The organism is Pseudomonas sp., from assembly GCF_030698175.1.
Lineage (GTDB): Bacteria > Pseudomonadota > Gammaproteobacteria > Pseudomonadales > Pseudomonadaceae > Aquipseudomonas.
This window is the reverse complement of record NZ_JAUYNT010000005.1, coordinates 67,537-80,593: the sequence shown is the minus strand read 5'-3', so window position 1 is coordinate 80,593 and position 13,057 is coordinate 67,537. Positions and strand designations below refer to the sequence as shown.

The window sequence follows — 13,057 nt, the reverse complement described above, 5'->3', positions numbered from 1 at the left end:
GAACGCACGGCGCCAAGCTAATCAGCGCCCTCTAGCTGAACCAAAACAAAAAAGGCGACCCGCTGGTCGCCTTTTTTATCCACGCAACTCTTAGCTGTTCTTCGCCTCATGGGCCTGCTTGTCGGCGTGGTAAGAAGAGCGCACCAGCGGGCCGGACGCGACATTCTTGAAGCCCATCTTGGTACCTTCTTCGGCGAACCAGGCGAAGGTATCCGGGTGCACATAGCGCTGCACCGCCAAGTGGCTGCGGGTCGGTTGCAGGTACTGGCCGAGGGTGAGCATGTCGATATCGTGCTCGCGCATGCGCTGCATGACTTCGATGACTTCCTCGTCGGTCTCGCCCAAACCGAGCATCAGGCCCGACTTGGTCGGCACATTCGGCACCAGCTTTTTGAAGTTTTGCAGCAGGTCCAGCGACCACTCGAAATCCGAACCCGGACGCGCCGCCTTGTACAGACGCGGCACGGTTTCCAGGTTGTGGTTGAACACATCCGGCGGCTCGCTGGCGGTAATCGCCAGGGCGATGTCCATGCGGCCACGGTAGTCGGGCACCAGGGTCTCTAGCTGCACACCGGGGCTCAGCAGGCGAATCTCGCGCAGGCAATCGGCAAAGTGCTGGGCACCACCGTCACGCAGGTCATCGCGGTCCACCGAGGTAATCACCACGTACTTGAGCCGCAGGTCGGCAATGGCCACCGCCAGATTCTTCGGCTCATCGGCATCCAACGCATTCGGCCGGCCGTGTCCAACGTCGCAGAACGGGCAGCGCCGGGTGCAGATGTCGCCCATGATCATAAAGGTCGCGGTACCACCGGAGAAACACTCGCCCAGGTTTGGGCAGGAGGCCTCTTCGCAGACGCTGTGCAGCTTGTGTTTGCGCAGCAGCTGCTTGATGTTATCGACTTCCGGCGACAGCGGAATGCGCACGCGAATCCAGTCGGGCTTGCGCAAAAACTCATCGGTGGGAATGATTTTTACCGGGATCCGCGCCACCTTCTCGGCGCCGCGCAGTTTGACCCCCGCTTCGACTTTGAGCGGGGCTTTGCCTGCCAGCTCAGTGCTGCCTGTGGTTTCAATGCTCATAATGCTTGGATTCCGCCCGAGAGGGTCGTCTGTTCACCCGTTAGGGTCGTTTGCTCAAGGTAGCCGAGGTGTTTGACGAGCTGTGCGCGCAATCGGGCACTTACTTCGGACAATTCTAGCGGCCCGGCCAACGGGCCGATCAGGTCACGCATCTGGGTCATGCGCAGTCCCGCATAACCACAGGGGTTGATCCGCGCAAACGGCTCAAGGTCCATATCCACATTCAGTGCCAGGCCATGGAAGCAGCGGCCATTACGAATCCGCAGGCCCAGGGAGGCGATCTTCGCGCCATCCACATACACCCCCGGCGCATCGGCCTTGGCCGCCGCGTTAATACCATAACTGGCCAGCAACTCGATCAGGCTTTGCTCGATACGACTGACCAGCTCACGCACCCCAAAGCCCAAACGCCGCACATCCAACAGCACATAGGCCACCAGCTGGCCGGGGCCGTGATAGGTCACCTGACCGCCGCGATCGGCCTGCACCACCGGGATATTACCCGGCAACAGCAGATGTTCGGCCTTGCCGGCCTGGCCCTGGGTAAACACCGCTTCGTGCTGCAATAACCAGAGCTGATCGGCGCTGTCCGGGCTGCGATTATTGGTGAAGTCCTGCATCGCCTGCCAAACCGGCTGATAGGGCTGCAGGCCCAGCTCACGCACGCCCAGCAGGTTTATCACCGCCGCATCTGTACGTGGCTCCTGGCTAGCGTGCATCAGAGCACCATATGTACACGGCCAGTAGCGCGCAAATCACTGTTGATCGCCTCCAACTGCAGCGGTCCGGTGGCGGTAATCAACACCTGAAAGGAGTGAAAGCGACCATTGCTGCTGTCACGCCGGGTCAGGGTGCGGGGATCGAAGTCTGGCGCATGGCGCTGCATGACCTCGATGACCATCTCGGCAAAGCCCTCGCCGGCATCGCCAATCACCTTGATCGGATACAGCGGGCAAGGAAACTCGATTACCGGTGGTGGCAGATCATTCTTATTCATAGAGAGTGTTCATCCACAAAGACCTCTGCAACCGGTGCCGGGCACGCCCTTTAGGCGTGCCCGGACGCGGTGTTAGTTGAATATACCGAAGAAGAACAAGCGCAAGCCGTCCCACATCCGGCGCAGGAAACCGGCTTCTTCAACCGCCTGCAAGGCCACCAGATCACTGCTGTGGACCACCTTGCCGTCCAGCGTTACCTCAACTTTACCAATCACCGCGCCGGCCGCAATAGGTGCAATTAATTGCGGCAAGAAGGTCATGCTGGCTTGCAGGTTTTTCGCCTGATCCTTGGCCACGGTGAGGGTCAAGTTTTCGGTCAGGCCGGCGCTGACTTCACGTTCCAGACCTTTCCACACCGGCGCCTTGCCCAGTTCCACAGCCTTCTGATAGAAGGTCTTGGTTTCGAAGAAGCGAAAGCCATAGGTCAGCAGTTTCTGGGTTTCCGCCGCGCGAGCCGACTCGCTGACAGTACCGAACACCGCAGTGATCATCCGCGCGCCTTCACGCACCGCCGAGGACACCAGGCAGAAACCGGCCTCTTCGGTGTGGCCGGTCTTCAGGCCATCGACGGTCTTGTCACGCCACAGCAGCAGGTTGCGGTTACCCTGTTTGATGTTGTTCCAGTAGAACTCTTTTTGCGAGTAGATGGCGTAGTGCGCCGGGTCTTCGTTGATGATGGCGCGCGCCAAAATAGCCATATCGCGGGCGCTGGAGTAGTGCTCAGGATGCGGCAGGCCGGTGGCGTTCATAAAGTGCGAGTTCTTCATGCCCAGACGCTCGGCAGTCTCGTTCATCATGTCGGCGAAACCATCCTCAGTGCCAGCGATGTACTCGGCCAGCGCGATGCTGGCGTCGTTGCCGGACTGGATGATGATGCCGTGCAGCAGGTCATCGACCTTCACCTGGCTGTTTAACGGCAGGAACATGGTGGAACCACCGGACGCGGCACCACCCGTACGCCAGGCGTGCTCGCTGACGGGCACCAGGTCCTGCTCACCGATCTTGCCCTTGCGGATCTCCAACGTGGCGATATAGGCGGTCATCAGCTTGGTCAGGCTGGCCGGCGGCAGGCGCTGGTCACTGTTGTTTTCCACCAGCACATTGCCACTGGCGGCATCCAGCAGCACATAGGACTTAGCCGCCAACTGCGGCGGCGCCGGTGTGGCCTGCGCCGCAGACACCGCGGCAACAGGGGCGGTAACCAGCAAAGCAAGGAATGACAGACGTTGGGCAAAGCGGATGATATTCATCAGTATCTCTGGGTCCTAGGTTCTAAATTGAATGCGCGCTCAACAAGGTTCGCGGCGCTATGCGTGGTGACGACCGCTATTGCGCTCGAACCAAGCTCGGCTGACCCAAATTGGCCTGCCGCACAGATTCTTGTACTTGCTCAACCTCGGCCTGAGTGCTGATCGGCCCCAGGCGGACTCGGTGCAGTGTCTGCTGGTTGAGCGCCACCGAGCTGATAAACACCGGGGCAGTCACTGCCTGGCTCAGCTTGGCTTTGAGGAGCTCGGCAGCGTCCGGGTTGGCGAAGGCGCCCACCTGGAGATACAGCCCAGCGACTGGTGCGGAAGCGTTTTTTTTTAGCGGTGCCGACAGCGACTCCGAAACTGACATAGGCAACACTGCCTCAGCATGTTGATTAACCGGCGGCGAATACTCTTCAATCGGCGCCGCCATGGCGACGGTCAAGGGCTGCGGCGTTTGCGCCACTTTCTGCGGCCCGGCCAACACCAGCGGCACCGGCCGACCCTGCTGGGCCCACCACTGGTGCGGATCAATCCCTTCAACCCGCACGCGGGCGGTGCCGGCTTCGGCATAGCCGAGTTTCTTGGCGGCGGCAAACGACAGGTCAATCACCCGATCGGAATAAAACGGCCCACGGTCGTTAACCCGCACGATCACGCTTTTGCCGTTCTCTACGTTGGTCACACGCACGTAGCTGGGCAGCGGCAAGGTCTTATGCGCGGCGGTCATGCCATACAGGTCATATTTCTCGCCAATGGCCGTGGCCTCGCCGTGAAACATAGTGCCGTACCACGAAGCCAAGCCAATGGCCTGATAACGTTCGGCGTTGCGTTGCGGATAATAGGTTATGCCCCGCACCGTGTAGGGATTGGCTTTGACCGGCCCGTAATGCGGCATCGGCACCGCATCGGCGATTCGTGACACGTCCACATCCCACCAAGGCGCGCCATCGCGGTGCGGCTTGGCATAATTGCCCGGGCCGGAGATTGGCCCAGTGGTCGGCAGCGGCTTTGGCGCGCGATTGTGTGAACAACTGACCAGCAGTAATGCCAACGCCAGATTCACAGCGAGTTTGCAGGCCGCCGCGCGCTTCATTTAACGCCCCGCGCTTGCACTAACTTCTCGGACAGTTGGTGCACCGCCATGGCATACATGGCGCTGCGGTTGTAGCGGGTAATGGCGTAAAAGTTCGACAGCCCCAGCCAGTATTCCGGGCCCTCGGCACCGTCGAAACGAAAGGCGGTCACCGGCAAATCGGCGCGCAAGGCGTCATGACTGGACCAACCGAGGGCACGCAAATCACCCACAGTTTTCACCGGCTCAATGCCCGCAGTCAGGCCCTCATCGACATGGGCGCCACGCACCTCGGCGCGACTCACCACCAAGCCGCCGGCAGTCCAGCCATGCTGTTTGAAGTAACTGGCGACGCTACCGATGGCGTCAGCCGGGTCGCTCCAGACATTGATTTTGCCGTCGCCGTTCAGGTCGACCGCAAAGGCCCGGTAACTGCTCGGCATAAACTGCGGCAAACCCATGGCGCCGGCATAGGAACCTTTGACGCTGAGGGGGTCGAGTTGCTGTTCACGGGTCAGCAGTAAAAACTCTTTCAGCTGCTGGCGAAAAAACGGCGCCCGTGGCGGGTAATCAAAGCCCAAGGTGGTGAGCGCATCAATGACCCGATAATTACCAGTATTGCCACCGTAGAAGGTTTCGACACCGATGATCGCCACTATCACCTGTGGATCAACCCCATATTCCTGCTGGGCGCGCAGCAAAGCGGCCTCGTGCTGCCGCCAAAAATCGACCCCGCGGGAGATCCGCGCCTCGGTGATAAAGATCGGCCGGTATTCGCTCCACGGCTTAACTTTTTCTGCCGGCCGCGAGATGGCATCGAGAATCGACTGCTTGCGCTCAACCTGAGTAAATAACAGGTTCAATTGCTCACTGGCAAAACCATGGGCATTGGTCATTTCGCTAACGAAACTGGCCACTTCAGGCGAGTTGTCATAGTCCACTGCCTGCGCCGTTTGCGCGCCGCACAGGCTCGCCAGCAAGGCGCAGCCGGTGAGTTTGCGCGCCAGCAAGCGGCGCAACACGGGCATGGAGTGGTGGGTTAAATCATTCATTGTTATCAAACCTGGGCGATCCATTTACGATGGGTATGGATCGACATCAAGATCCCAAACGCAGTCATCAACGTCACCATCGAGGTGCCGCCGTAGCTAATAAAAGGTAATGGCACACCGACCACCGGCAACAAGCCACTGACCATGCCGATATTGACGAACACATAGACAAAGAAAGTCATGGTCAGGCTGCCGGCCAATAGCTTACCGAAGAGTGTCTGCGCTTGGGCAGTAATCACCAAGCCGCGGGCAATTAGTAACAAATAAACCAGCAACAGCACACAGATGCCGACCAAGCCAAATTCCTCGCCAAGCACGGCAATAATAAAATCGGTATGGCTTTCCGGCAAAAAATCCAGGTGCGACTGGGTGCCCAGTAGCCAACCTTTGCCAAATACACCGCCAGAACCGATAGCTGCTTTGGACTGAATAATATTCCAACCAGTTCCCAGCGGGTCGCTTTCGGGGTCGAGAAAGGTCAGCACCCGCTGTTTTTGATACTGCAGCAGCACAAAAAACCACATCCCCACCGCAATCGGCACCACCGCCGCCACCGCCGCCAGAATCCAGCGCCAGCGCAGACCGGCCATAAACATCACAAACAAACCGGAAACCAGAATCAGCAAGGCAGTGCCCAGATCCGGCTGGCGCACAATCAGCACAAAGGGTACGCCTATCAGGCCTAAACCCACCAACACATGCTGAATTTTCGGCGGCAAACTGCGTTTGGCCAGGTACCAGGCGATGGTCGCCGGCATGATGATTTTCATAAATTCCGACGGCTGAAAACGGATCACCCCGGGGATATTGATCCAGCGCGTGGCGCCCATGGCGTTATGCCCCATGACATCCACCGCCACCAGCAACACCACCCCCAGCACGTAAGCCAGCGGCGCCCAGCGCGCGATAAACCGCGGGTCCAGTTGCGCGACCACACACATCGCCACCAAACCAATGCCAAAGGAGGCGGCCTGCTTAAACAGCAGGTCCCAGTTTTTACCGCTGGCCGAATACAACACAAACAAACCGCCGGCGATCAAGACCAGCAGAATCAGCAGTAATTGGCCGTCGATGTGCAGGCGCTGCAGCAAGCTGGCGCGGCGGCGCAAAACGTCATCGCCAGAGATACTGCGATCAAAACTGCTGCTCATGCTGGCTGCTTCATGGTTGCTGACTCATGGTTTTACTGCGCATATCCGCAGGTGAACGAAACTCGGGCTTGAGCTGACCGTCAGGCCCCAGCAGCCAGGCATCCATCACTTGTTTCACGATGGGGGCCGCCACGCCGGAACCTGACTCACCGTTCTCGATCATCACCGCCACGGCAATTTTGGGGTTGTCCGCCGGCGCGAAGGCGATAAACAACGCATGGTCGCGGTGGCGCTCCTGAACCTTGGAGCGATCGTACTTCTCGCCCTGCTTGATCGCCACCACCTGCGCCGTACCACTCTTGCCGGCAATCCGGTAAACCGCCGACTCGCCGACCTTGCGCGCCGTGCCCCGGGCTCCGTGCATAACCTGCTGCATGCCATTGCTGACCTGCTGCCAACTCTTGGGGTCGCGCAATTGGATATCGGCCATCGGGCGGGGCAGTTGCAACTCGGGCGGGCGCACCAAGTCCTGGGGCGCCACGCCATCGATATCTTTAGCCAAATGCGGCCGATTCCATTTGCCCTTGTTGGCAAGCAAGGCCGCCACCTGGGCCAACTGCAAAGGCGTGGTCTGCATATACCCCTGACCAATCCCCAGAATCAAGGTTTCACCTGGGTACCAGGCCTGACGGTAGCGGGCACGCTTCCACTCGCGCGACGGCATCAAGCCCGCCGACTCTTCAAACATATCCAACGAGACCTTCTGGCCGATGCCAAAGCGGCCCAGATACAAGCCCAACCGATCCACCCCAAGCCGGTGCGCCAGCTCGTAAAAATAGGTGTCGTTGGAGCGCATGATGGCCATTTCCATATTCACCCAGCCATCGCCGGTACGGTTCCAGTTACGGTACTTGTGGTCGTAGTTAGGCAGCTGGAAATAGCCCGGATCAAATACCCGCGACTCACCGGTGATCACCCCAGCGTCCAAACCGGCCGCCGCCACCGCCGGTTTAATGGTTGAGCCCGGCGGATACAAACCGCGCAAGACTCGATTAAACAGCGGCCGGTCAATTGAATCGCGTAGCTCTGCATAGGCGCTCAAGCCAATCCCGGTGACAAACAAATTCGGATCGAAACTGGGCAGGCTGACCATCGCCAACACATCGCCATTGGCCGGATCGAGCGCCACTATGGCCCCGCGCTTGCCGGCCAACGCCGCCTCGGCGGCCTGCTGCAGGCCGACATCCATGGCCAGATGAATGTCTTTGCCGGGCTGTGGATCGGTGCGTTTCAGCACCCGCAGAACGCGCCCACGGGCATTGGTCTCAACCTCTTCATAGCCCACCGAGCCATGCAACTCCGGCTCATAAAAGCGCTCGATGCCGGTCTTGCCGATATGGTGAGTACCGCTGTAATTGATCGGATCGAGCTTTTTCAGTTCGGCCTCATTGATCCGTCCGACGTAACCGACCGAATGGGCAAAATGCTCGCCCTGCGGGTAGTGGCGCACCAGCTGCGCGACCACCTCGACGCCGGGCAGGCGGAACTGATTGACCGCAATCCGGGCAATCTGCTCCTCACTCAGCTCAAACAAAATCGGCACCGGCTCAAACGGGCGACGGCCTTGGCGCATGCGTTTTTCGAACAAGCGTCGGTCATCGGGGGTGAGTTCCAGCACCTCGACTATCACGTCCAGCAGCTGCAACCAGTCTTTGCCGGAGCGCTCGCGGGTCATGCTCAGGCTAAAACTGGGTCGATTGTCGGCGATGATCACCCCGTTACGGTCGTAGATCAGCCCGCGACTCGGCGGAATCGGCTGCACGTGTACGCGGTTGTTTTCCGAGAGCGTCGAGTGATAGTCGTACTGAACCACCTGCAAGAAATACAGCCGTGCAATCAACACGCCGATCAACAAAACAATCGCCACGGCGCCGACCACCACCCGTTTGCGTACTAGGCGGGCGTCTCTCTCGTGGTCCTTAATGCGGATCGGCTGCGGCATTCTTAGTCAATCGCAATCATTGATGATAAGGGTTTGGCGTGCGGGCAAACATGCGGCTATCAAGGGCGGCATCTTAGTCGGTCGCAATCATTTTGATGACAAGGGTTTGGCGTGAGGGCAAACATGCGGCTATCAAGGACGGCATTCTTAGTCAGTCGCAATCACTTGTGATAAGGGTGCCCGGACAACACAGTCCAAGCGCGATAAATCTGTTCACCGATCAAGATCCGCACCAGCGGATGCGGTAAGGTCAGCGGCGACAACGACCAACGCTGCTCGCTGCGGGCACACACTTGCGGAGCCAAGCCCTCGGGGCCGCCGACCATCAAATTGACGGTGCGCGCATCCAGGCGCCAGCGATCCAGCTCGGCCGCCAGCTGCTCGGTGCTCCAGGGTTTACCTTCGACTTCGAGCGTGACCACCCGCTCCCCCGGCAGCACTTTGGCCAACATGGCATCGCCTTCCTGACGGATCAGGCGCGCCACGTCGGCATTTTTGCCACGGGTATTGAGCGGGATTTCCACCAGCTCCAGCGCCAACTCGGACGGTAAACGCTTGGCATATTCCTGCCAACCGTCTTCCACCCACTTGGGCATCCGCGAACCAACGGCGATCAGGCGCAGGCGCACAACGCGGCCTTATTCGTGTTCGGGTTTGTGTTCGCTGGCGATGAATTGCTCATGACTGTGCTGCAAACGGCTCTGCTCGGTGCCCTGCCAGAGTTTCTCCAAGTCGTAGAACTGGCGGGTGGACGGCTGCATCACGTGCACTACCACATCGCCCAAGTCGAGCAAGGCCCACTCGCCGCTGTCCAAGCCTTCGCTGCCCAGTGGGCGCACACCCTGTTCTTTGACTTTTTCCAGGACGTTGTCGACCAGCGACTTAACATGACGGCTAGAGGTGCCGCTGGCGATCACCATGTAGTCGGTGATGCTGGTTTTCTCGCGCACGTTGATGCTGAGAATATCCTGGGCCTTGAGGTCTTCGAGGGCGGCGACTGCCAATTTGACTACTTCGTCGCTGCTCAGTTGGTTTTTTTGCTTGCTCATAAATAACTCACTTGCCTCATGTTCAGTTCGACGCAGGGTAAAGTCCGTGCGCATGGATATAGGCCAGTACCGCGTCAGGCACTAAAAAACGTGCCGACTTGCCGCTGCCAAGCAGCTGGCGAATGTGGCTGGCAGACACCGCCAACGGCGCCTGCGCAAGTAATACTATTTGTCCGCCAGGCCCGCTCAAGGCCTGGATATCGCGCACCTGCCGCGCCGCCAGTAACTCAAGCAACACCGGCGGTAATACGCCGCCGACATCCGGGCGTTGCAGCACCAGCAGATGGCAATGACTCAACAACTGCAGCCAGCGATGCCAGCTCGGCAAGCCGCAAAAGGCGTCCCAACCGAGCAGCAAAAACAGCTGATCGTCCGCCGCCAACTCGCCACGTAACGACTCCAGGGTGTCGATACTGTAAGACGGCAACGCGCGCTGCAGTTCGCGCCCATCGGCCAGCAACTGCGGCAATCCGGCCACCGCCAGCTCGACCATCGCCAACCGATCCGCCGCGCTGACCGCCGGCGTATCACGGTGTGGCGGCCGGGCACTGGGGATTAACCGCAACTCGTCCAGGCCCAATTGCTCGGCAACTTCGATGGCACCGCGCAGGTGACCGATATGGATCGGATCAAAGGTGCCGCCAAGGATACCGACTTTTCTAGCCACGCAACTGACCGTCACCGATCACCACATACTTTTCGCAGGTCAGCCCCTCCAGCCCCACCGGGCCACGGGCATGCAGTTTGTCGGTGGAAATACCGATCTCCGCACCCAAACCGTACTCAAAACCATCGGCAAAACAGGTTGGCGTATTGAGCATCACCGAGCTGGAATCGACCTCGGCGATAAAGCGCCGGGCCTGCCCCTGGTGCTCGGTGACAATCGAATCGGTGTGGTGCGAGCCGTAGTGATTGATGTGTTCAATCGCCTGGTCCAGGCCATCGACGATGCGAATCGACAAGATCGCCGCCAGATACTCGGTGCCCCAATCGGCCTCGGTGGCCGGCAGCGCCTCGATCAGCGCGCGAGTGCGCTCACAACCGCGCAACTCCACGCCCTTGGCGCGAAACTGGGCGGCCATGGCCGGCAAGAAATCCGCCGCAATCGCCTGATCGACCAGCAAGGTCTCCATCGCGCCGCAAATACCGTAGCGGTAGCACTTGGCGTTGAAGGCAATTTGCTGGGCCTTGGCCAAGTCGGCCAGCGCCTCGACATACACGTGGCAGATGCCGTCCAGGTGCTTGATCACCGGCACGCGAGCGTCGCGGCTGATGCGTTCGATCAAGCCTTTGCCGCCGCGCGGCACTATCACATCGACGAACTCCGGCATGCTGATCAGCGCGCCAACGGCCTCGCGGTCGGTGGTTTCCACCACTTGCACGGCGGCGGCTGGCAAACCGGCCACGGCCAGGCCGCGCTGAATGCACAGGGCAATGGCGCGATTGGAATGAATCGCCTCGGAGCCGCCGCGCAAAATGGTGGCGTTGCCAGACTTCAAACACAGGCTGGCGGCATCGATGGTCACATTCGGCCGCGACTCATAGATGATGCCGATCACGCCCAGCGGCACGCGCATCTTGCCGACCTGAATACCCGAAGGCCGGTAGCTCATGTCGCGAATTGCGCCGACCGGGTCCGGCAGCGCCGCCACTTGGCGCAAACCCACCAGCATGCCGTCGATACGCGCAGGTGTCAGTTCCAGACGTTCCAGCAGTGCCGCCTCTAAACCACTGGCCAGGCCTGCGGCGAGATCCAATTGATTAGCCGCCGCCAGCTCGGCGCGCGCGGCGTCCAGCGCCTCGGCAGTCGCCAGCAGGGCGCGGTTTTTCTGGGCGGTACTGGCGTGGGCGACCTGCCGGGAGGCGGCGCGGGCGGCGCGACCGAGGCGGGTCATGTAATCGAGCACGGACTCAGTCATGGTCTGATTGATCAAAAGTAAGTAAAGCCGCCGATTATAGCCGCCCGGCCACCGCAAGCCCAGCAGCGTCGGGCGGATGGTAAACATTGCCACCCGCGCCGGCTCTGAGTTACCCGGCAAAGCGCCGCGCCGCGGGCCTGCCGCCGAGACGGTGACACTCAGACAGGGCAGCGCCGGCGAGGCCACCCGAAGGTTAGGTAAACAAAAGTGTGGCGAATGTTTACCTTGCCAACATACCCAGCGCCGGCAGCCACCTACCGAGCGCGAAGCACAAGAGGCGGAGCACCGCCGGAGTACTCGCCATGCGCTACCGCACCGATTACAACCCCAGCCTGCTGGCCGGCGCCCCGCAGATTCTCGAACTGGGCGGCTGGCACCTGCATTACCTGGCCTTTGCTCAACACCCCGACGACCCACGCAGCCCGGTACTGCTGCTGGGCGGCGCCTTTCAGAGTTTTCGCTCATTTGCCGGCGAAGTCGGCGAATTGCTCGCCGAGCACCCGGTGATTCTGCTCGACCTGCCGAGCCAGGGCGGCAACCTGCAGCTGGCCCCCGAGTTGTCGCTGGCGCAACTGGCCGACCTGATTGCCGCCTTTGCCGAGCACTGGCAGCTGCCGCCGCTGATGCCGATCGGCCTGTCCTACGGCTCGGCGCTGGCCGCGCTGTTTGCCGCACGCCATCCGCAGCATTGCGCGCGCTTGCTGCTGTCGGGGATTACCGCCCTGGCCCGGCAAGGCGCACGGCGCCTATTGGAAGAAGGTTTGCAGCTGCTCGCCGAGGGCCGTAGCGCCGCCTTTGCTCAAGCGGCCCTGACCGGCCTGCTCAATCCACTGCAACAACACGACACCGGGGTTTCGCCGGTGTTTCGCAAAGCCCTACTGCGACAGATGCAGCGCCTGACTCCAGCGGAAATCGAGCGCTACCAGCAAAATACCCGGCGCCTGCTGAGCTTTAACGGTTTTGAGCGCTACCCCAGCTGCCCGACGCTGCTGCTGGCCGGTGAGCACGACCACTTCACCCAGCCCTGGGAGCATGCGCGCTTTGCCGCCGCCTGCAGCAATGCCGACTGCGTGATCATTCACCACGCCGACCATCTGGCTCAATTCGAACGCCGTGAAGCCTGCGCCCAGCTGTACAGCCCTTTTTTGCGTGGCGAGGCCCTGCCCATCGCCAGCCCCGGCACCAGCCGACTGGCCCGCAGCCAACTGCTGCAACTGGATAAACGCCATGAACCGCGCGCACCGGCACTGCAGCGCCGTGCCAGCCTGTGGCATGCCGAGGCCGGCGAGTGGCCGGTGGAGCTGCTTGAGCTGGGCTTTTTTGGCGGCCTACTGCAAGGCCAACTGCCCGCCACTGACGGGCGCGGCTGGCAACTGCGGCTGGCCGACCAGAGTCAGCACCCGTTGCTCAGCCTGCGCCACGACAGCCACGGTTTGGCCTTCGTGTTTGTGCACAGCGATGCCCACGCCAGCGCCGCATTGGCCGCACTGCTGCGCCCGGCAATGCTGCCCACCGCCGCCTGCGCCTAACAGACCACG

The 13,057-nt window shown here is 60.7% G+C and carries 12 protein-coding genes and 1 pseudogene; 1 reads left to right on the top strand and 12 read right to left on the bottom strand.

The window, feature by feature from the left end:
- Positions 1 to 90: 90 nt before the first annotated feature.
- The 12 genes and pseudogenes from lipA to Q8R10_RS02270 all read right to left on the bottom strand — a co-directional run bounded on the left by lipA (position 91) and on the right by Q8R10_RS02270 (position 11,519).
- Complete coding sequence (gene lipA, locus Q8R10_RS02325; RefSeq protein WP_305650632.1) at positions 91 to 1,083, bottom strand: lipoyl synthase; 993 nt, start codon at positions 1,081 to 1,083, stop codon at positions 91 to 93.
- Positions 1,080 to 1,802 carry a lipoyl(octanoyl) transferase LipB gene (gene lipB, locus Q8R10_RS02320; RefSeq protein WP_371133283.1) on the bottom strand — a complete coding sequence of 241 codons (723 nt, stop codon included), beginning with the start codon at positions 1,800 to 1,802 and terminating at the stop codon, positions 1,080 to 1,082. Before lipB ends, lipA begins: the two co-directional genes overlap by 4 nt.
- Complete coding sequence (locus Q8R10_RS02315) at positions 1,802 to 2,080, bottom strand: DUF493 domain-containing protein (protein WP_305650630.1); 279 nt, start codon at positions 2,078 to 2,080, stop codon at positions 1,802 to 1,804. The genes lipB and Q8R10_RS02315 overlap by 1 nt, the downstream gene beginning before the upstream one ends.
- A gap of 72 nt (positions 2,081 to 2,152) precedes the next feature.
- The gene (locus Q8R10_RS02310) at positions 2,153 to 3,331 is read right to left on the bottom strand and encodes a D-alanyl-D-alanine carboxypeptidase family protein (RefSeq protein WP_305650629.1); all 1,179 of its coding nucleotides are present in this window, start codon (positions 3,329 to 3,331) and stop codon (positions 2,153 to 2,155) included.
- Positions 3,332 to 3,407: 76 nt separating this feature from the next.
- Positions 3,408 to 4,427: a septal ring lytic transglycosylase RlpA family protein gene (locus Q8R10_RS02305; RefSeq protein ID WP_305650628.1), complete on the bottom strand. Its 1,020-nt coding sequence runs from the start codon at positions 4,425 to 4,427 to the stop codon at positions 3,408 to 3,410.
- Positions 4,424 to 5,362 (bottom strand): annotated as a pseudogene (mltB, locus tag Q8R10_RS02300) (lytic murein transglycosylase B); the annotation flags it as partial. The pseudogene mltB and the gene Q8R10_RS02305, both read right to left, overlap by 4 nt.
- Before the next feature lie 101 nt (positions 5,363 to 5,463).
- Entirely contained in the window at positions 5,464 to 6,567 is a 1,104-nt protein-coding gene (rodA, locus tag Q8R10_RS02295) for a rod shape-determining protein RodA (protein WP_305650817.1), read from the bottom strand.
- 52 nt (positions 6,568 to 6,619) lie between these two features.
- The gene (gene mrdA, locus Q8R10_RS02290; RefSeq protein ID WP_305650626.1) at positions 6,620 to 8,551 is read right to left on the bottom strand and encodes a penicillin-binding protein 2; all 1,932 of its coding nucleotides are present in this window, start codon (positions 8,549 to 8,551) and stop codon (positions 6,620 to 6,622) included.
- Between the two features lie 161 nt (positions 8,552 to 8,712).
- Positions 8,713 to 9,180, bottom strand: a complete 468-nt coding sequence (gene rlmH / locus Q8R10_RS02285) for a 23S rRNA (pseudouridine(1915)-N(3))-methyltransferase RlmH (protein WP_305650624.1) — start codon at positions 9,178 to 9,180, stop codon at positions 8,713 to 8,715.
- 9 nt (positions 9,181 to 9,189) lie between these two features.
- The gene (rsfS, locus tag Q8R10_RS02280) at positions 9,190 to 9,600 is read right to left on the bottom strand and encodes a ribosome silencing factor (RefSeq protein WP_371133282.1); all 411 of its coding nucleotides are present in this window, start codon (positions 9,598 to 9,600) and stop codon (positions 9,190 to 9,192) included.
- 22 nt (positions 9,601 to 9,622) lie between these two features.
- On the bottom strand, positions 9,623 to 10,267 hold the full coding sequence (gene nadD / locus Q8R10_RS02275; RefSeq protein ID WP_305650622.1) for a nicotinate-nucleotide adenylyltransferase: 645 nt from the start codon (positions 10,265 to 10,267) through the stop codon (positions 9,623 to 9,625).
- Entirely contained in the window at positions 10,260 to 11,519 is a 1,260-nt protein-coding gene (locus tag Q8R10_RS02270; protein ID WP_305650621.1) for a glutamate-5-semialdehyde dehydrogenase, read from the bottom strand. The genes nadD and Q8R10_RS02270 overlap by 8 nt, the downstream gene beginning before the upstream one ends.
- A gap of 302 nt (positions 11,520 to 11,821) precedes the next feature.
- On the opposite strand from Q8R10_RS02270, the gene Q8R10_RS02265 reads away from it, so the two are divergent.
- The gene (locus tag Q8R10_RS02265) at positions 11,822 to 13,048 is read left to right on the top strand and encodes an alpha/beta fold hydrolase (protein WP_305650620.1); all 1,227 of its coding nucleotides are present in this window, start codon (positions 11,822 to 11,824) and stop codon (positions 13,046 to 13,048) included.
- Positions 13,049 to 13,057: the final 9 nt, after the last annotated feature.

Coding starts and splice junctions, on each gene's coding strand:
- lipA (WP_305650632.1), bottom strand. CDS start 1,083: ATGAGCATTGAAACCACAGGCAGCACTGAGCTGGCAGGCAAAGCCCCG.
- Q8R10_RS02310 (WP_305650629.1), bottom strand. CDS start 3,331: ATGAATATCATCCGCTTTGCCCAACGTCTGTCATTCCTTGCTTTGCTG.
- rsfS (WP_371133282.1), bottom strand. CDS start 9,600: ATGAGCAAGCAAAAAAACCAACTGAGCAGCGACGAAGTAGTCAAATTG.
- mrdA (WP_305650626.1), bottom strand. CDS start 8,551: ATGCCGCAGCCGATCCGCATTAAGGACCACGAGAGAGACGCCCGCCTA.
- Q8R10_RS02265 (WP_305650620.1), top strand. CDS start 11,822: ATGCGCTACCGCACCGATTACAACCCCAGCCTGCTGGCCGGCGCCCCG.
- Q8R10_RS02305 (WP_305650628.1), bottom strand. CDS start 4,427: ATGAAGCGCGCGGCGGCCTGCAAACTCGCTGTGAATCTGGCGTTGGCA.
- Q8R10_RS02270 (WP_305650621.1), bottom strand. CDS start 11,519: ATGACTGAGTCCGTGCTCGATTACATGACCCGCCTCGGTCGCGCCGCC.
- lipB (WP_371133283.1), bottom strand. CDS start 1,802: ATGCACGCTAGCCAGGAGCCACGTACAGATGCGGCGGTGATAAACCTG.
- Q8R10_RS02315 (WP_305650630.1), bottom strand. CDS start 2,080: ATGAATAAGAATGATCTGCCACCACCGGTAATCGAGTTTCCTTGCCCG.